Raw genomic sequence first — 17093 nt, forward strand, 5'->3', positions numbered from 1 at the left:
AGCAACCGACATGAGAGATTTCGCCAACAAGGTCGCCGCGATCACGGGTGCCGGCTCGGGCATGGGCCGCTCGCTCGCGATCCAGCTCGCACAGGCAGGCTGCCACGTGTCGCTCGCCGACAAGAACGGCGTGGGGCTCGCCGAAACCGAACGGATCGTCCGCACGATCGCGCCGAACGTGCGGGTCTCGACGCGCGTGCTCGACGTCGGCGAGCGCGATGCGATGTTCGCGTGGGCCGACGACACCGCGAAAGAACACGGCAAGGTCAACCTGATCTTCAACAACGCGGGTGTCGCGCTGTCGAGCACGATCGAAGGGATGGACTACAACGATCTCGAGTGGATCGTGAACATCAATTTCTGGGGTGTCGTGCACGGCACGAAGGCATTCCTGCCGTACCTGAAGGCATCGGGCGACGGCCACGTGATCAACACGTCGAGCCTGTTCGGGATCTTCGCGCAACCGGGCATGAGCGGCTACAACGCGACCAAGTTCGCGGTGCGCGGCTTCACCGAATCGCTGCGCCAGGAACTCGACATGATGAAGTGCGGCGTCTCGGCGACCTGCGTGCATCCGGGCGGCATCCGCACGAACATCGCGCAGGCGAGCCGCGTGTCGAAGAACATGGTCGGCTTCATGGTCGCGAGCGAGCAGCAAGGCCGCGACACGTTCGAGAAATTCTTCATCACGACCGCCGACGATGCCGCGCGCACGATCCTCGCGGGCGTGCGCAAGAACAAGCGCCGCGTGCTGATCGGCCGCGACGCGAAGGCCGGCGACTGGATGGCGCGCGTGCTGCCGTCCGCGTACCAGGCGCTCGTCGTGTTCGCGACGCGCCGCGAGGCCGCCCGCGCGCGCCGTGACGCCGCGCGCGGCACGCCGGCACCCGCGCCGCTGCACGCCACCTACAACAATGCAGGCAATCAGGGAGGAGAACAATCATGACGACCCCGAACATGATGCCGGTGCGGCGCGACATCCGTTTCGCGCTGCCGCCGGAACGCGCGAAGGACTGGCATGTACAGGGCGTACCGGTCACGCACTTCATGAACGCGCTGTCGCTGCTGTTCCCGGCCGGCGAACGCTTCTTCATGGACTCGGTGCGCAACTATCGCGACCGGATCGAGGACCCCGAACTGAAGAAGCAGGTACTCGGCTTCATCGGCCAGGAAGCGATGCACACACGCGAGCACATCGAATACAACGACCTGCTGCAGTCGTCCGGCCTGCCCGCGCACAAGCTCGACAAGCGCCTGTGGACGATCCTCGGCTGGTTCAAGAAGGTGCTGCCGCATTCGATGCAGCTCGCGATCACGATCGCGCTCGAGCACTACACGGCGATCCTCGCGAACCAGTTGCTGTCGGGCCACGAGCACCGGATCGACGGCTCGGTCGAAGGCTACCAGCAGATGTGGATGTGGCATGCGATGGAGGAAACCGAGCACAAGGCCGTGTCGTATGACGTATGGACCACCGTGATGAAGCCGGGCCTCGGCAGCTACCTGCTGCGCACGGGCACGATGCTGACGACGACCGTGTTCTTCTGGACGATCGTGTTCGACTTCCACGTGCGCCTGATGCGCGCACACCGTCGCGAACACGGCAAGTTCGGCGGCATGTGGCGGCTCGTGAAGTACCTGTACGGCCCGAAACACGGCGTGTTCCCGAGCATCGCGCGCGAGTGGCTCGACTACTTCCGCCCCGGCTTCCACCCGTGGGACCACGACAACCACCAGTACCTGCAGGGGCTCGACACGCTGCTCGAGAACATCGACGCGACCAACGCGCGCTACGCCGCGCAAGCCGCCCCGCGCCGCGTGCCGCTGCACCCGGTTGCGCAGGCATGACGCCATGGCGCGCGCCCACGAGATGCTGACCGTCCAGTCCGGCGACGTGAAACTCGCCGTCTACGTGAGCGGGTCGCGTCGCGCCCCGCCGCTGATCCTCGTGCACGGCTACCCCGATTCGGCGGCCGTGTGGGCGCCGATCCGCGCGCGGCTCGCGAAGCGCTACCGCGTGATCGCGTACGACGTGCGCGGCGCCGGCGCGTCCGATGCACCGCGCCGCCGCGCCGACTACACGCTCGAACGGCTCGCCGGCGACCTGAAGGCCGTGGCCGACGCGACCTGCGGCGGCCGGCCGTTCCATCTCGTCGGCCACGACTGGGGCTCGATCCAGTGCTGGGAGGCCGTGACCGACCCCGCGTTCCGCGGCCGGATCGCGTCGTACACGTCGATCTCGGGCCCCTGCCTCGATCACGTGTTCCGCGCGAAGATGCGGCTCAAGCAGAGCCTGAAGTCGTGGTACATCGCGTTCTTCCACCTGCCGGTCGTGCCGTCGCTGGTGTGGCGGCTCGGCGGCGCGGCGCTGTGGCCGCGCTGGCTGCAGATCACCGAACGCGTGCGTGCCGAGCGCGATCCCGTGCAACTGAAGAATGCGCTGAACGGCATGCAGCTTTACCGCGCGAATTTCCTTGCGCGGGCGCGCAAACCGCGTGAACGGTATGCGCAGGCGCCGGTGCAGATCCTCGTGCCGGTGCGCGACCGCTACGTGACGCCCGAAATGTCGGTCGACCTCGACCGCTGGCTCGGCGACCACGTGCGCGAGGAAATCGACGGCAGCCACTGGGTCGTGCTGCGCCACCCCGACATCATCGCGTCGCGGATTGACCGCTTCGCGTCCGCGCAGGAGCGGCCGGCCGTCGCGAACGCCGCGGTTCAACGGCCCGTCGGCGCCGGCAGGCGTCTGAACAGCATCTCGTAGTCGATCACGAGCCCGTCTTCGTCGATGTCCATCTCGGCGGTGAAATTCCGGAAGATGCCTTCGTAGCGGTAGCGCCGGCCCGGCTCGATGCACGCGTAAGCCTGCTTGACCGGCGTGACCTTCAGGTCCGGCGTCGAGATGTACGCGACGTCGATCGGCCGCCGCTCGCCGCGCGCGAGCCCCAGGCGGCCGATCGGCAGCGCATTCGTCAACGGCGTCGCCGCGATGTCGATGTCGATGCAGCCGTCGAGTTCGGGCAGCGCACGGCCCGCGCCGTCGCGCCAGTGGCCTTCGCCGTCGCCGCGCAGTTCGAGCGTGCCGCCGCCCATCACCTTCAACACCGCATACGTCACGCGCCAGTGCGCGTCGCACTCGACGCGATACGCGAGCCCGTACGCACGGCCGTACCGCTGGCCGACCACCGCGCTTTCGACGACGATCCCGCCGCCGCTCCGGTCGAACGTCAGATGTTCGACCCCGTCGCCTTCGAGCGACGCCCATCGCACTTCACGCATCGTTCCCCCTCCCGGTTTCTCCGCTGCGGGACACTGTCGCACGAATCCACCGATGAAAGCGCCGGCGGATGCCTGAATTCCCTCACCACGGAACGTTCGCCCCGAAAAACGCCATGCGGCACCCGCCAGGACACGGCCAACCACCCGCATTCCCCATTTCGGGGCAGCGCCGACAAATCCTGACTATCCAGAATTCCCTATTCCGGTGCATCGGATTGTGTCCTATGCTCGCGGCTCGTCCTGTTCCGCCGCCATCATGCCTACCGCCCGCTCCGCCTCGCCGTCGATCGACCTGCGCATTCTGCTGCGCGGCATCGGTCAGATCGTACTGCAGGCGAACGCGCTCACCGGCACGCTGCTGCTCGCCGCGCTGGCGCTGACCGATCTGCGGCTGGCATGCGCGGCGCTGCTCGGCTCGGCCGCCGCCAGCATGACCGCCGTGCTGACGGGCGCCGCGCGCCACGACGTCGAACAGGGGCTGCATGGCTTCAACGGCGCGCTCGCCGCGCTGATCGCGGCGCTGTTCGCGCCCGCTTCCCTTGCAGCCGTCGCGCTGGCGCCGCTGGCCGCGATCGGCGCGGCGCTCGTGCAGCGCGCGATGCGCATGCCGCTCGCCCGCTGGCGCCAGTGCCCGTATTCAAGCCCGTGCCTCGCCGTCACCGCGCTGTGGCTGCCGTTTGTCGCACCGCAACACGCGACCGACGCGACGGCCGGCATGGCACTGACGCCGTCGTCCGTCACCGACGCATTGCTGTCGGGAGTTGCTCAGACCACCTTCGCGCAAGGCGCATGGGCCGGCGCGCTGATCGTCGCCGGCCTCGCCGTCGCGTCGCGCCGCGCGGCCGCGTTCGCGCTAGGCGGCGCGATCGTGTCGACCGTGCTGCTGCTCACGCTCGGCGCGAACGGCGCGCTGTTCGCCGACGGCCTGCTCGGCTTCAACGGCGCGCTCGCCGCACTGGCGCTGATGTCGCGCGGCCCGCGCGCGGCACTTGCAGGCGCAGCACTCGCCGCGCTGATCCAGTGGCTCGCGATGCGCGCCGGCATCCCCGTGTTCACGGCGCCGTTCGCCCTTGCATCGTGGGTGACCGTAGCCGTCGCGCGCCGCCTCACCTTCGGAGAACCCGATGTCGTCATTCGCACACCGTCCTGATGCCGTGAAACCCGGCGGCCCGATCTCGGACGCCGAACGCCGGCTGCGCGTCGACCTCGCCGCCGCCTATCGGCTCGTCGCGCTGAACGGCTGGGACGACCTGATCTACACGCATCTTTCCGCGACCGTGCCCGGCGAGCCCGGCCACTTCCTGATCAATCCGTTCGGCCTGACGTTCGACGAGGTCCGCGCATCGAACCTCATGAAGATCGACCTGGCCGGCAACCGGATCGGCGCCGGCGAGCACGCGGTCAACGTGACGGGCTTCGCGCTGCACGCGGCCGTGCATGCCGCCCGCGCCGACGCCGTCTGCGTGATGCATCTGCACAATACGGCCGGCATCGCCGTATCGATCCAGCGCGACGGGCTGCTGCCCGCGTCGCAGCACGCGCTGCGCTTCCACGGCGACCTCGCGTACCACGACTACGAGGCGCTCGCGTTCTCGCCGGCCGAAGGCGCGCGGCTGACCGCGAGCCTCGGCGCGAAATCCGCGATGCTGCTGCGCAACCACGGCACACTGACGGTCGGCCGCACCGTCGCCGAAGCCTATGTGCTGATGGACACGCTGATCAAGGCCTGCGATATCCAGGTGCGCGCACAGGCCGGCGGCGGGCCCCTCGTGCTGCCCGACCCGGCAGTGGCCGACCGCACCGCCGAACAACTGCGCGACGGCGGCGCGATCGAGGGCGAACTGGAATGGCCGGCGCTGCTGCGCCGGCTCGACCGGATCGATCCGTCGTATCGCGACTGACGCCGCATCCCTGGCCGCGATCGCGGCCGAACCCGACACACTCAACCGGAGCACTTGTCATGCCGACTTTCAATATCCAGCTCTTCGAAGGCCGCACTGTCGAACAGAAGCGCGAATTCGTCGAAGCAATCACGCGCGTCACGTGCGAGACGCTCGGCTGCGAGCCGGGCGCGGTCGACATCATCCTCACCGACGTGAAGAAGGAGAACTGGGCGACGGCCGGGAAGCTGTGGAGCGACGAGCGCTGAACGTCACACCCGGCGATGCTTGAGCACCCGCCTGCATCGCACTGATTCATCCCCTGCGGCGCCCGCCCGGCGGCGCTGCAGGCGGCTTCCCTCTCCGCCTCCCGTTGTGCGCGCGCACATCGCAATGTCACGCGATCGGTGCATATAATGCGGCTCAGACGCAGCAGCCGATGGCCACCCGACGAGGAGACCGCCATGGAAGCGAAGAACGAGGAAGTCGTCGCACACCTGCTCTCGGACGTCGTCGAATTCGCGCGCGGGCGCCTGCCCGAAGCCACGTTCCGGATCGTCGAACCCTTCCTGCGTCATTACTACGATTTCGCCGATGCCGACGATCTGCAGAGCCGCAGCATCGCCGATCTCTACGGCGCCGCGATGGCGCACTGGCAGACCGCCCAGAAATTCGTGCCCGGCAGCGAACGGCTGCGCGTGTACAACCCGATCCTCGAACAGCACGGCTGGCATTCCGACCACACGGTCATCGAGATCGTCAACGACGACATGCCGTTCCTCGTCGATTCGGTGACGATGGCCGTCAACCGCCTCGGGCTCGCGCTGCATTCGGCACTGCACCCGGTGTTCCGCATCTGGCGCGGCGCCGATGGCGGCATCGAGCGCGTCGATGCGGGCGGCGCGACGCCCGGCGACGGCCAGTCGCAGCTCGCGTCGTTCATCCATTTCGAAGTCGATCGCTGCGGCGATGCCGCGCTGCTCAACACGTTGCGCAACGACATCGCGCACGTGCTCGGCGACGTGCGCGCATCGGTGGAAGACTGGCCGAAGATCGTCGACATCGCCCGCGCGACGATCAAGGAGATGAAGGCGCGCGAATCGACCGCGGAAGACACCGAGGCGCGCGCGTTCCTCGAATGGATGGCCGCCGATCACTTCACGTTCCTCGGCCAGCGCGACTACGCGCTCGTGTCCGACGGCACGGGCTTCGGGCTGCGCGGCATCGAGGGCACCGGCTTCGGCATCCTGCGCGAATCGCTGCGCACGTCCGGCGCCCCCGACGTCACGCCGCTGCCGCAGGCCGCCGCCGACATCATCACCGGCCCCTGGCCGATCTTCCTGACCAAGGCGAATTCGCGCGCGACCGTGCACCGGCCCGGCTATCTCGACTACGTCGGCGTGAAACTCGTCGGCGCCGACGGCAAGGTCGCCGGCGAGCGCCGCTTCATCGGGCTCTATACGTCGACCGCCTATTTCGGTTCGTATACCGAGATCCCGATCGTGCGCCGCAAGTGCGCGAACATCGTGCGGCGCGCGGGCTTCCTGCCGAAGGGCCATCTCGGCAAGTCGCTCGTGACGGTGCTCGAAACCTATCCGCGCGACGAACTGTTCCAGGCCGACGAAGACCAGCTCTACGACATCGCGCTCGGCGTCCTGCGGCTGCAGGAACACCAGCGCACGCGCCTGTTCGTGCGGCGCGACCGCTTCGACCGCTTCGTGTCGTGCCTCGTGTTCGTGCCGCGCGACAAGTACAACACCGACCTGCGCCGGCGCATCGCGAAGCTGCTCGTCGATGCGTACAACGGCGTGAACGTCGAATTCACGCCGCTGCTGTCGGAATCGGCGATCGCGCGCATTCATTTCGTCGTGCATGCGGAACCGGGCACGATGCCCGACGTCGACACGCGCGAGCTCGAAACGCGGCTCGTGCAGGTCACGCGCCGCTGGCAGGACGATCTCGCCGACGCGCTGCTCGACGCCTTCGGCGAAGAGCAAGGCAACCGGCTGCTGCAGCGTTATGCCGATTCGTTCCCGGCCGGCTACCGCGACGACTATCCGGCGCGCACGGCCGCGCGCGACATCGAGCTGATCGAGCGGGTGAAGGATTCGGGGCAGCTCGCGATGAACCTGTACCGGCCGATCGAGGCGGAAGCGCGCGCGTTCCGCTTCAAGGTCTATCGCGCGGGCGACCCGATCGCGCTGTCGCGCAGCCTGCCGATGCTCGAGCATCTCGGCGTGCGCGTGGACGAGGAGCGGCCGTACCGGATCCAGACGCAGGACGCCGCGCATGCGTGGGTGCACGACTTCGGCCTCGAGCTCGCGGACGACACCGAATTCGACATCGAGCGCGTGAAAGGCCTGTTCGAGGATGCGTTCGACCAGATCTGGAGCGGCCGGATCGAGAACGACGACTTCAACCGCCTCGTGCTGCGCGCCCATCTGAGTGCGCGCGAAGTGACGATCCTGCGCGCGTATGCGAAGTATCTGCGGCAAGTCGGCTCGACCTTCAGCGACGCGTATATCGAGCGCGCGCTGACCGGCAACCCGGCGATCGCACGGCAGCTCGTCGAGCTGTTCCTGCTGCGCTTCGACCCGGCCACCGGCGACACGCGCGACGTGCAGGCGGAGCGGCTGCTGAAGGCGATCGAAGGCGCACTCGACCAGGTGCCGAACCTCGACGAAGACCGCATCCTGCGGCAGTTCCTCGGCGTGATCAACGCGACCGAGCGCACGAACTACTTCCTCGTCGACGCGAACGGCGAATCTAAACCGTACCTGTCGTTCAAGTTCAATCCGGCGAAGGTGCCCGGGCTGCCCGAACCGAAGCCGATGTTCGAGATCTGGGTGTACTCGCCGCGTGTCGAGGGCGTGCACCTGCGCGGCGGGCGCGTCGCGCGCGGCGGCCTGCGCTGGTCGGATCGCCGCGAGGATTTCCGCACCGAGGTGCTCGGGCTGATGAAGGCGCAGATGGTGAAGAACGTCGTGATCGTGCCGGTCGGCTCGAAAGGCGGCTTCGTCGTGAAGAACCCGCCGCCGCCGAGCGATCGCGAAGCGTGGATGCGCGAAGGCATCGCGTGTTACCAGACCTTCCTGCGCGGCCTGCTCGACCTGACCGACAACCTGGCCGGCAACGCGATCGTGCCGCCGCCCGACGTCGTGCGTCACGATCCGGATGACCCGTACCTGGTGGTGGCCGCCGACAAGGGCACGGCCACCTTCTCCGACTACGCGAACGCGATCTCGCACGAATACGGCTTCTGGCTCGACGACGCGTTCGCGTCCGGCGGCTCGGTCGGCTACGACCACAAGAAGATGGCGATCACCGCGCGCGGCGCGTGGGAATCGGTCAAGCGCCACTTCCGCGAGATGGGCATCGATACGCAGACGACCGACTTCACCGTGGTCGGCGTCGGCGACATGTCGGGCGACGTGTTCGGCAACGGGATGCTGCTGTCGCCGCATATCCGGCTCGTCGCCGCGTTCGATCACCGGCACGTGTTCCTCGACCCGAACCCCGATCCCGCGACGAGCTTCGCGGAGCGCGCGCGCATGTTCGCGCTCGAACGCTCGAGCTGGGCCGACTACGATCCGGCCGCGATCTCGGCGGGCGGCGGTGTCTATCCGCGCACCGCGAAGACGATCCCGCTGTCGCCCGCCGTGCAGGCCGCGCTCGGCATCGACGCGCACGCGCTGCCGCCGGCCGAGCTGATCCGCGCGATCCTGCAGGCGCCGGTCGACCTGCTGTACAACGGCGGCATCGGCACCTACGTGAAGGCGGCGCGCGAAACCCACCTGCAAGTGGGCGACCGCGCGAACGACGCGGTGCGCGTGAACGGCGCGGACCTGCGCTGCAAGGTCGTCGGCGAAGGCGGCAACCTCGGCTGCACGCAATTTGGCCGGATCGAGTTCGCGCAGCGCGGCGGCCGCATCAACACCGACGCGATCGACAACTCGGCCGGCGTCGATTGTTCGGACCACGAAGTCAACATCAAGATCCTGCTCGGGCTCGTCGTGTCCGACGGCGAGATGACCGAGAAGCAGCGCAACGCGCTGCTCGCGGAGATGACCGACGAAGTCGGGCTGCTCGTGCTGCGCGACAACTACTACCAGACGCAGGCGCTGTCGATCGCCGGTCGTTATGCGGTCGAGCTGCTCGATGCCGAGGCGCGCCTGATGCGCTGGCTCGAACGCGCGGGCCGCCTGAACCGCGTGATCGAATTCCTGCCGACCGACGACGAAGTCGCCGAACGGCAAGCCGCGAAGCTCGGCCTCACGTCGCCGGAACGCGCGGTGCTGCTCGCGTACAGCAAGATGTGGCTGTACGACGCGCTGCTCGAATCCGACGTGCCCGAGGATCCGCTGGTTGCCGCGATGCTCGTCGACTACTTCCCGAAGCCGCTGCAGCAGCGCTTCAGCGAACCGATGCGCCGCCACCCGCTGCGCCGCGAGATTCTCGCGACGCATCTGACCAACGCGCTCGTGAACCGCGTCGGCTGCGCATTCGTGCACCGGCTGATGGAGGAAACCGACGCGAAGCCCGGCGACATCGTGCGGGCGTGCATCATGGCGCGCGACGTGTTCGACCTCGATGCGGTGTGGCGCGACATCGATGCGCTCGACAACCGCGTCGCCGACGACGTGCAGGCGCGCATGTTCGTCGACGTCGCGCGGCTGCTGGAGCGCGCGGCGCTGTGGTTCCTGCGGCATCTGCAATCCGGCGCGGTGGCCGACGGCGGCGTCGCCGAGCTGATCGCGCGCTGCCGCGACGCGGCCGAGCGGCTTGCGCCGCAACTGCCGTCGCTGTTGCCGGCCGACGATCTCGAAGCGCTGTCCGGGCGGCAGCGCGTGCTGGTGGAAGCCGGCGTCGACAGCGCGCTCGCGGTGCGCGTCGCGAGCGGCGACATCTCGGCCGCGCTGCTCGACATCGCCGAAGTGGCCGCGACCAGCAACCGCAGCCTCGAACTCGTCGCGGGTGTGTATTTCTCGCTCGGCACGCTGCTCAATTACAGCTGGATCGGCGAGCGCGCGGCGACGCTGCCGACCCCGACGCACTGGGACATGCTGGCGCGCGCGGCCGCGCTCGCGGAAGTCGCGCGCCTCAAGCGCACGCTCGCGGCGAGCGCGCTTGCGGAATCGCCGGATTCGACCACGCCGGAGACGATCGTCGGCGCGTGGCGCGCGCGCCGCGAAGCCGCGCTCGCACGCTACGAACACCTGCTCGCCGACTTGCGCGCGTCCGGCGGCGCGAGCCTCGCGGTGCTGCTCGTGGTCGTGCGGGAAATGGCCGTGCTCGAACGCGCGTGACCAGGCGGGCGGGCGCCCGGTGGACGAGCGTCGCCGGTTCCGCGTGACCGGAACCGGCGCGCTGCCGGCATGCTTGCGTACGCGCGAGGCTAGACCGTCGCGACCAGCAGTTCCTCCGCGTTGTTCGGCGGCCTGAGTCCGTCCGCACGATCCGCGAAATAGCGACGCGTCAGTTCGGCAGCCGAAACGTGCTCGGTCTTCGTGAAGCCGGCCTCCCGCGCGAGTGCCTGCATCTGTGCCGGCATGAAAAAGCTGATGAACGGCGTGCCGCTTGCGCGCGCGCCCTTCGCGGCCATTTCCAGCCCCGGACGCACGTCCGGATCCGCATTTTCCAGCGGCAGCAGGAACGTCATCGCGAGCGTCGAGCCCGGCGCGAGCGAGGCGACTTCGCGCAACGCCGCCGCGTTCGCCTCGCGCGTCAGGTACATGCTGACGCCGGTGGACACGACGACCGCCGGCTTGCCGGCATCGAAGCCCGCACCGACGAGCGCCGCGCGCCACGACTGTTTCGCCTCGAAATCGACCGGCACGAAACGCAGCCAGTCGGGCACGCCGAAGCCCAGCTCGACGAGGCGCCGTTGCTTCCAGCGCTGCGGCGCCGGCTGGTCGACTTCGTAGACGGTCACACGCGACGCCATGTCGGGCCGGCGCTGCACGAAGCTGTCGAGCCCTGCGCCGAGGATCACGTACTGGCTCACGCCGCGCGCGGCCTGCTCCACCACGAGATCCTCGATGAAGCGCGCCCGCGCGACGATCGACGCGCGAAACGGCCGCGTGAACTGCGGATCCATGTCACCGCGCTGCTGCCAGCCGGGTTCCGGTGCGAGCAATTGCCGCCCGACTTCGTCGGCGAGCACATGCGGCGGCGCATCGAGTTCGACGTGCAGCGCACGCCACAGCGCGACGCGCGCGGCGGTGCTGTCGGGCGCGCTTTCACGGGGTTCGGTCATGTCGGCCTCATGCGCCCTGCTGCCCTGGCGCCTGCAGGCGCCACACGCGACCGTCCGGATCGCGTACGGTCATGTCGCGCGTGCCCCAGTGCGTATCCTCGAACGGCGTGACGACGTCGACGATCGGCTGCGGCTGCACCGCCTGTTCATTCGGCACCTTGAGCACGACCTGCATATCCGGCGTTTCGCCCGGCGGCACTTCGGCGATGAACAGGAAGGGGCCGTCGCCATGACGCAGCTGGCCCGAGTTGTGATCGGTTTCGAACTCCAGCGTAAAGCCCAGCGCCTGGAAAAACTTCGCCGACTTGCCCCAGTTGTGCGTCGTCAGGTACACGGCTTCGATTCGCTCGGATGACATGTCACTCCTCCTTGGTGGGCGGTTCCGCGCCCGGCGGCGGCGCGGCCAGGTACGCGCGCAATGCATCGGCCACCAGCGCGGACAGCGACTGCTCCGTTTCGATGGCGCGATGCTTGACCTGCCGGATCAGGCTCAGCGGCAGATACACGTTGAATTGCTTCACTTCTTCGTCGGTCATGATGGCTAGTATGCTAGCAATCTAGCAAAAATCAAGTGCGGATGCAGCCCATCTGCGCGGGCCGCGATCGGGTACCGTGAGCCCGCGTTACGTCGCGACGCGCGCCGCCAGCCGCGCGAACAGCGCGTCGAGATCGAATCCCGTCGTATCGATGCCGATCGTGTCGCGCAGGCATGCGGCCCATGCGGCCGCATCGTCGAACGTGACGGACTGCCCGGCACCCGCCGCATCGCGGATCGTCAGCGTGGTGTTGCGCAGCGCAGCGCGGCCGTCCGGCAGCACGCGACATGCGATCAGGTTGTGCAGGAAGATCGATTCGGGATACGTCGACGTAAACCAGTTCGCGGCGTCGTAATCGATCCATTCGACCCGCTTCGACTGGAAGCGGTAGGTGGTCTGCCAGCCGTCCGGCGTCTCGAACTGCATGTCGAATTCACCATCGACCGGCGCGGCGACGACGCGAAACGCGCCGTGCGGCGTCAGTTGCCGCTCGTCCGGCACGAACCGTAGCGGCGCGGTCAGCGTGGCGCTGCCGAAACCGATGTCGGCGAGCCAGGCCGCGCCGTCGAGATCGATGCGCAGCAGCATATGCGTATGCGCGGTGGCGACTTCCGGCGGCTGCATCCAGCGCACACGCGCGATCATCGGCGTCACGCGAAAGCCGATCGTCGTGAGCGCGGTGTAGAACAGCTTGTTGAGTTCGAAGCAGTAGCCGCCGCGGCGGCGTTCGATCACCTTGTCGACGATCGCGGGCAGGTCGAGCGCGACGCGCGCGCCGGTCAGCGGATTGAGGTTTTCGAACGGAATCGCCTGCGGGTGCAGCAGGTGCAGCCGGCGCAACACGTCGAGCGTCGGCTCGACCGGGCCGTCGTAGCCGATGCGGGAGAAATAGCGCGAGAGGTCGAACGAGTCAGTCATGAACCTGCACCGAAAAAAGGGACACGCCACGATAACATCGCGCGAAATCCCCATGTTGTGCGGGGCGATCTTCGCCGTCGCGCGCGATGCCGGCACTGCATCGCGCGGCCCCGCGCAACGTTACGGCAGCAGCTTCAGCGCCGACGACGCGACCGACGGCACCGAAATGCCCTGGCTCGTCGCGAACTGCACGGCCTGGCTGAGCGTCGCCGCGAGCGACTGCAGCTGGCCCGGCGCACTTTGCGCGATATATGACGCAGCCTGCATGTTCTGCGGGTTCAGGCCCGACTGCAACAGCGACGCCGCGCTCGTCGAGCCGAGATTGCCGAGCCCCGACTGCAGCTGCGAATACTGCGTGAGCCCCTGCCCGAGCGACGCGAGGCCGTTGCTGAACGCCTGCTTGTCGATCGGCCCGTGCGTCGCGCCGCCGCTCGCGAACGCCTGGCCGAGCGCCTGCGACACCGATTGCTGCGCGCCGCCCATCTGCGACAGCGCGGCCGGCGTCAGCGCGTCGCCGCCGGCCAGCTGGCTCGCGGCCTGCTGCGCCTGCCCGGCCGCGCCGGTCAGGCCCATCGCCGACGCGAGCGAAGACTGGCCGGTCAGCACCTGCTGGTTCGCGCCGACGTAAGCCTGCAGCAATTGGGAAACGCCGCCCTGCGCGGGCGCCGCCTGCTGCTGCCCGCCGCCAAGCAGCGACGCGCCGAGCGACTGCAGGTTGAGCTGCGCGTGCGCGGCGCCGCTTGCCAGGATGCCGAACGCGATGCCTGCCGAGGCCAGGTACCGGCCCGTCGCGCGAATGTGTTTCATGTGTGTTCCTCGTGCCGGAATGATCGAGGCCAATATTGTCGAAGCGCGCCGCGCGCCGCCGCAACGACTGAAACACATCGAAACGAAATCATGCGGTGCGGCGGCTTGCAATTCCGCGGCCGGCGTACGCGCTCGAGCGGATTTATCCGGGTTTGCCGCGCGATATCGGCCGTGTGCCGACATTCGTTCTCGAGGCGCATCAATAGCGGCGAATGTCGGCGTCTGCACGGTGACGCGGCCGGTGGCCTGCCAGCCGTCTCACGTCTTGAACCGCGCGTCGGATTCAACATCGACCGGCGGCATGTGACGCGGAACGTACCGGGCCACATTAATCACATGACGCCACACCGTCGCGCAAATGCACCCGTGCCGGGATCAGCGTGATGCGCGCCGACGAACAGCACGGCGCGGCGTGACGCGGAACGTGCCGTGCCGCATCAATCACATGACGCCACACCGTCGCGCAAATGCGCCCGTGCCGAGATCAGTGTGATGCGCGCCGACGAACAGCACGGGCTCGGCGTGACATGCCCCGGCAACACGTTCGGAAACAAAAGCAAAACGAGCGGCTTGCCGCCGCCCGCTTGGTCATCCCCCCTCCGCAACCGGCTATCGCCCGGCCGCCGTATCACCCCGCCATCCACGCCGGCAGCCGCCCGTCCACCCATCCGGCCGCCTGCTCGTAGCCGCGCGCGAGCTGCAACACGGCGAGATCGGCACGCGGACGCCCGATCAGTTGCATCCCCATCGGCAGCCCTGCGTCGTTGAAGCCGACCGGCACGCTGATCACCGGGCAGCCGGCCAGCGTCCACGGCACGACCGTTTCCATCCAGCGGTGGTAGGTATCCATCGCGCGGCCCGCGATCTCCGTCGGCCAGCGCTGGTCGACGTCGAACGGGAACACCTGCGCAGTCGGCGCCGCGATGAAGTCGTAGCGGTCGAAGAAGCTCAGCACGGCCTGATGCCACGCGGTGCGCTCGACGCTCGCCTCGAACACGGCCGCGCCCTGCACCGCGAGCAGCCCTTCGACCTCGTAGATCGCCTCGGGCTTCAGCAACGCGCGCCGCGCCGGGTCGCGATAGTGCGCCAGCAGCCCGCCGCCGGACAACAAGTGCCGGTGCGCGAGCCACAGGCGCCAGATCCGGTCGGGCGCGAACGCCGGCAGTGCGGCATCGACGTCGCAGCCGATCTCGCGCAGCGTCGCCAGCCCCTGTTCACACAGCGCGAGCACACCGGCCTCGGTCGCGAGATAGCCGTTCCAGTCGCCGACCCACGCGATGCGCTTGCCGCGCAGATCGGTGTCGAGCGGCTGCGCGAACACGGCCGGATCCTCCGCGAGCGACAGCGGATCGTTGCGGTCGTAGCCGGCCTGGATCGCGAGCAGCTGCGCGACGTCGCCGACCGTGCGGCCCATCGGCCCTTCGATGCCGAGCTGCTGCACGAACACGTCGACACCCGGCCAGCGCGGCACGCGCCCCTGCGACGGGCGGAAGCCGTAGATGTTGCAGAACGCGGCCGGATTGCGCAGCGAACCGCCGAAGTCGCTGCCGTCCGCGACCGGCAGCATCCGCGACGCGAGCGCCGCCGCCGTGCCGCCGCTGCTGCCGCCCGCGCTTTTCGTCAGGTCGTACGGGTTGCGCGTCGCGCCGTAGACTTCGTTGAACGTGTGCGAGCCGAGCCCGAATTCGGGCGTGTTGGTCTTGCCGATGAAGATCGCGCCGGCCGTGCGCATCCGCGCGACGCACACGGAATCGGCCTGCGGCACGTTTTCGCGGAAGATCGGCGAGCCGTAGGTCGTCCGCAGCCCCTTCGTCATCGCCAGGTCCTTCGGCGCCTGCGGCATCCCGTGCATCCAGCCGTGGTAATCGCCACGCGCCAGTGCCGCATCCTTTTCCGCGGCTTCGGCGAGCAGCGCGTCGCGATCGCGCAGCGCGACGATCGCGTTGACCGCGCCGTTCACGCGCTCGACGTGATCGAGATACGCGCGCATCGTCTCGACGCACGACACGGCCTTGCCGCGGATCGCCGACGCGAGTTCGCCGGCCGACAGGCGCACGATCGGGTCGACGGGGATGGAAGCGGGAGCGAGAAGCTGCGGGGCGCCGTGCGGCATGCGGAGTCTCCTGGAATCGGAATGGAATGGCGGGCCGCATGGCGGCGGACGCCCCCCGAAACGGCCGGGCGGGGGCCGCGCCGCGGCCGATGCACTACTCTACGCGACGCCGGATCGGCAACCTCCGATATTTTCCGCCGCGATTCATTGCGGTTCCGACTGAATCGGGGGGACAGGCCGCGCTTCGCACGCGCCGCCCGCGCGGATGAAATCGTTTATGCGCATAAACTTAAATTTCTTATATTTCTATCAGGTGCGGGACGAGACGGTGCGCGTTAACGACATTTTTACGCGGCCGCCCGTTCTCTTTAGATCGTTCGTCCCGGCCGCACGCTACGCTGGAATCATCTCGTTTCCTGGACAACGTTCATGCTCAAGCTGCTGGTTCCGGTCGGCCACTCGCCCCGCTCGCTTCAGGCGGTTCGCCACGCGACATTCCTGTATCGCGAACGGTGCGCGTCGGAAATCGTACTGATCAACGTTCAGGCGCCGCTCGAATCGACGCGGCTCGAGGCCTACCATCCGCTGTCGCGGCTGCGTTCGATCGAGGAGAAGTTCGCGTCCGCCGACCTGGCGATGGCAGAGCGAATCCTGCAGGAAGCCGGCGTCAAGTACAGCGTCGTGATGAAAGTCGGCCCGGTGGCCGATACGATCGCGGCCGTGGCGGCCGAGACGGGGTGCGACGAGATCGTGGTCGCCGCGCCGCGGCACGATCCGTTGCATGCGTTGATGTCGGTGTTCCGCCGCAGCGTGATGAGCCGGCTGGTGCGGATTACGAACGTGCCGGTCACGGCCGTGCAATGACGGCGATGACGCGCGGCAACGCGACGGCGGCCGTTCGCTGACGGACCACGGGTTTGCAGCGAGCCGTGCGACACCGGTGTGCGTTACCGCGTTCCGCGTTACCGCCCACGCCCGCACCGGCGTTCCCGCCGCGCTTACTTGATGACCTTGCGCCAGAACACGAAATAGGCGGCTGCCGAAGACGCCACGAGCAGGATGGCCCACATCGGAGCGAGGCTGATCAGGACGGAAGAGACGTTAAGCATTTGGATTCCTCACTATTTCGACAGCGATGTTCAATTCGCACCCGCTTGCCGGAACCGATGCATTCCTCCGCGATCGCGTTCCGTCAAATCATGCGTTCATGCTATCGCTGTGAACGGCCGTCCGGCCGCCCCCTCCCGCCCGTCTCCTGACATTCGTCAAACTCGCGCGAATCGCGGGCCTGTCGCGCTGAAAACCGTCGCGCGAATGTCTCGCCGCCCGTCCGGTTTCGGCCGCCGGCCGCATGGAAACCGTGC

General features: G+C 68.2%; 15 protein-coding genes. 8 read left to right on the top strand and 7 right to left on the bottom strand.

Features of this window, described 5'->3' with window-relative positions:
• Positions 1–10 precede the first annotated feature (10 nt).
• From AB3K92_RS17350 to AB3K92_RS17360, 3 genes are read left to right on the top strand one after another with little or no spacing between them, the layout of a single operon-like run.
• Positions 11–946 (top strand): SDR family oxidoreductase, encoded by a 936-nt coding sequence (locus tag AB3K92_RS17350; RefSeq protein WP_021156860.1) that lies wholly within the window; start codon positions 11–13, stop codon positions 944–946.
• Complete coding sequence (locus AB3K92_RS17355; protein ID WP_021156859.1) at positions 943–1848, top strand: metal-dependent hydrolase; 906 nt, start codon at positions 943–945, stop codon at positions 1846–1848. Before AB3K92_RS17350 ends, AB3K92_RS17355 begins: the two co-directional genes overlap by 4 nt.
• A 4-nt stretch (positions 1849–1852) precedes the next feature.
• A complete protein-coding gene (locus AB3K92_RS17360) occupies positions 1853–2764 on the top strand; it encodes an alpha/beta fold hydrolase (protein ID WP_369465493.1) in 912 nt (303 codons plus the stop codon).
• Here AB3K92_RS17360 and AB3K92_RS17365 read toward each other — a convergent pair.
• Complete coding sequence (locus AB3K92_RS17365; RefSeq protein WP_369465494.1) at positions 2719–3279, bottom strand: putative glycolipid-binding domain-containing protein; 561 nt, start codon at positions 3277–3279, stop codon at positions 2719–2721. The two genes, AB3K92_RS17360 and AB3K92_RS17365, sit on opposite strands and share 46 nt — an antisense overlap.
• A 256-nt stretch (positions 3280–3535) precedes the next feature.
• On the opposite strand from AB3K92_RS17365, the gene AB3K92_RS17370 reads away from it, so the two are divergent.
• From AB3K92_RS17370 to AB3K92_RS17385, 4 genes are all read left to right on the top strand, one after another.
• A complete protein-coding gene (locus AB3K92_RS17370; RefSeq protein ID WP_369465495.1) occupies positions 3536–4429 on the top strand; it encodes an urea transporter in 894 nt (297 codons plus the stop codon).
• A complete protein-coding gene (locus AB3K92_RS17375) occupies positions 4404–5180 on the top strand; it encodes a class II aldolase/adducin family protein (RefSeq protein ID WP_369465496.1) in 777 nt (258 codons plus the stop codon). Before AB3K92_RS17370 ends, AB3K92_RS17375 begins: the two co-directional genes overlap by 26 nt.
• Positions 5181–5239: 59 nt before the next feature.
• On the top strand, positions 5240–5428 hold the full coding sequence (locus AB3K92_RS17380; protein ID WP_021161485.1) for a 4-oxalocrotonate tautomerase: 189 nt from the start codon (positions 5240–5242) through the stop codon (positions 5426–5428).
• A 195-nt stretch (positions 5429–5623) separates the two neighbouring features.
• The gene (locus AB3K92_RS17385; RefSeq protein WP_369465497.1) at positions 5624–10465 is read left to right on the top strand and encodes an NAD-glutamate dehydrogenase; all 4842 of its coding nucleotides are present in this window, start codon (positions 5624–5626) and stop codon (positions 10463–10465) included.
• Positions 10466–10554: 89 nt separating this feature from the next.
• Here the strand turns inward: AB3K92_RS17385 and AB3K92_RS17390 are convergent, their stop codons facing one another.
• The 6 genes from AB3K92_RS17390 to AB3K92_RS17415 form a co-directional block, all read right to left on the bottom strand.
• Positions 10555–11415 (bottom strand): class I SAM-dependent methyltransferase, encoded by an 861-nt coding sequence (locus AB3K92_RS17390; RefSeq protein WP_369465498.1) that lies wholly within the window; start codon positions 11413–11415, stop codon positions 10555–10557.
• A gap of 7 nt (positions 11416–11422) precedes the next feature.
• A complete protein-coding gene (locus tag AB3K92_RS17395; protein ID WP_021161489.1) occupies positions 11423–11773 on the bottom strand; it encodes a glyoxalase/bleomycin resistance/extradiol dioxygenase family protein in 351 nt (116 codons plus the stop codon).
• 1 nt (position 11774) lies between these two features.
• A complete protein-coding gene (locus AB3K92_RS17400; RefSeq protein WP_048022620.1) occupies positions 11775–11951 on the bottom strand; it encodes a ribbon-helix-helix protein, CopG family in 177 nt (58 codons plus the stop codon).
• A gap of 87 nt (positions 11952–12038) precedes the next feature.
• Positions 12039–12869 (bottom strand): arylamine N-acetyltransferase, encoded by an 831-nt coding sequence (locus AB3K92_RS17405; RefSeq protein ID WP_059622601.1) that lies wholly within the window; start codon positions 12867–12869, stop codon positions 12039–12041.
• A 120-nt stretch (positions 12870–12989) separates the two neighbouring features.
• The gene (locus tag AB3K92_RS17410) at positions 12990–13676 is read right to left on the bottom strand and encodes a hypothetical protein (RefSeq protein WP_369465499.1); all 687 of its coding nucleotides are present in this window, start codon (positions 13674–13676) and stop codon (positions 12990–12992) included.
• 628 nt (positions 13677–14304) lie between these two features.
• Positions 14305–15789 (bottom strand): amidase, encoded by a 1485-nt coding sequence (locus tag AB3K92_RS17415; RefSeq protein ID WP_369465500.1) that lies wholly within the window; start codon positions 15787–15789, stop codon positions 14305–14307.
• Positions 15790–16158: 369 nt separating this feature from the next.
• Between AB3K92_RS17415 and AB3K92_RS17420 the strand changes: the two genes are divergently transcribed.
• Complete coding sequence (locus tag AB3K92_RS17420) at positions 16159–16593, top strand: universal stress protein (protein WP_021161496.1); 435 nt, start codon at positions 16159–16161, stop codon at positions 16591–16593.
• Positions 16594–17093 lie beyond the last annotated feature (500 nt).

Origin of the sequence: Burkholderia sp. Bmkn7, assembly GCF_041103175.1 — a bacterium.
In the GTDB taxonomy this organism is placed as follows: domain Bacteria; phylum Pseudomonadota; class Gammaproteobacteria; order Burkholderiales; family Burkholderiaceae; genus Burkholderia; species Burkholderia cepacia.

What these genes read in the sequence shown, in the direction of transcription:
- AB3K92_RS17350 (WP_021156860.1), top strand. Translation starts at nt 11, where the DNA reads ATGAGAGATTTCGCCAACAAGGTCGCCGCGATCACGGGTGCCGGCTCG.
- AB3K92_RS17355 (WP_021156859.1), top strand. Translation starts at nt 943, where the DNA reads ATGACGACCCCGAACATGATGCCGGTGCGGCGCGACATCCGTTTCGCG.
- AB3K92_RS17360 (WP_369465493.1), top strand. Translation starts at nt 1,853, where the DNA reads ATGGCGCGCGCCCACGAGATGCTGACCGTCCAGTCCGGCGACGTGAAA.
- AB3K92_RS17365 (WP_369465494.1), bottom strand. Translation starts at nt 3,279, where the DNA reads ATGCGTGAAGTGCGATGGGCGTCGCTCGAAGGCGACGGGGTCGAACAT.
- AB3K92_RS17370 (WP_369465495.1), top strand. Translation starts at nt 3,536, where the DNA reads ATGCCTACCGCCCGCTCCGCCTCGCCGTCGATCGACCTGCGCATTCTG.
- AB3K92_RS17375 (WP_369465496.1), top strand. Translation starts at nt 4,404, where the DNA reads ATGTCGTCATTCGCACACCGTCCTGATGCCGTGAAACCCGGCGGCCCG.
- AB3K92_RS17380 (WP_021161485.1), top strand. Translation starts at nt 5,240, where the DNA reads ATGCCGACTTTCAATATCCAGCTCTTCGAAGGCCGCACTGTCGAACAG.
- AB3K92_RS17385 (WP_369465497.1), top strand. Translation starts at nt 5,624, where the DNA reads ATGGAAGCGAAGAACGAGGAAGTCGTCGCACACCTGCTCTCGGACGTC.
- AB3K92_RS17390 (WP_369465498.1), bottom strand. Translation starts at nt 11,415, where the DNA reads ATGACCGAACCCCGTGAAAGCGCGCCCGACAGCACCGCCGCGCGCGTC.
- AB3K92_RS17395 (WP_021161489.1), bottom strand. Translation starts at nt 11,773, where the DNA reads ATGTCATCCGAGCGAATCGAAGCCGTGTACCTGACGACGCACAACTGG.
- AB3K92_RS17400 (WP_048022620.1), bottom strand. Translation starts at nt 11,951, where the DNA reads ATGACCGACGAAGAAGTGAAGCAATTCAACGTGTATCTGCCGCTGAGC.
- AB3K92_RS17405 (WP_059622601.1), bottom strand. Translation starts at nt 12,869, where the DNA reads ATGACTGACTCGTTCGACCTCTCGCGCTATTTCTCCCGCATCGGCTAC.
- AB3K92_RS17410 (WP_369465499.1), bottom strand. Translation starts at nt 13,676, where the DNA reads ATGAAACACATTCGCGCGACGGGCCGGTACCTGGCCTCGGCAGGCATC.
- AB3K92_RS17415 (WP_369465500.1), bottom strand. Translation starts at nt 15,789, where the DNA reads ATGCCGCACGGCGCCCCGCAGCTTCTCGCTCCCGCTTCCATCCCCGTC.
- AB3K92_RS17420 (WP_021161496.1), top strand. Translation starts at nt 16,159, where the DNA reads ATGCTCAAGCTGCTGGTTCCGGTCGGCCACTCGCCCCGCTCGCTTCAG.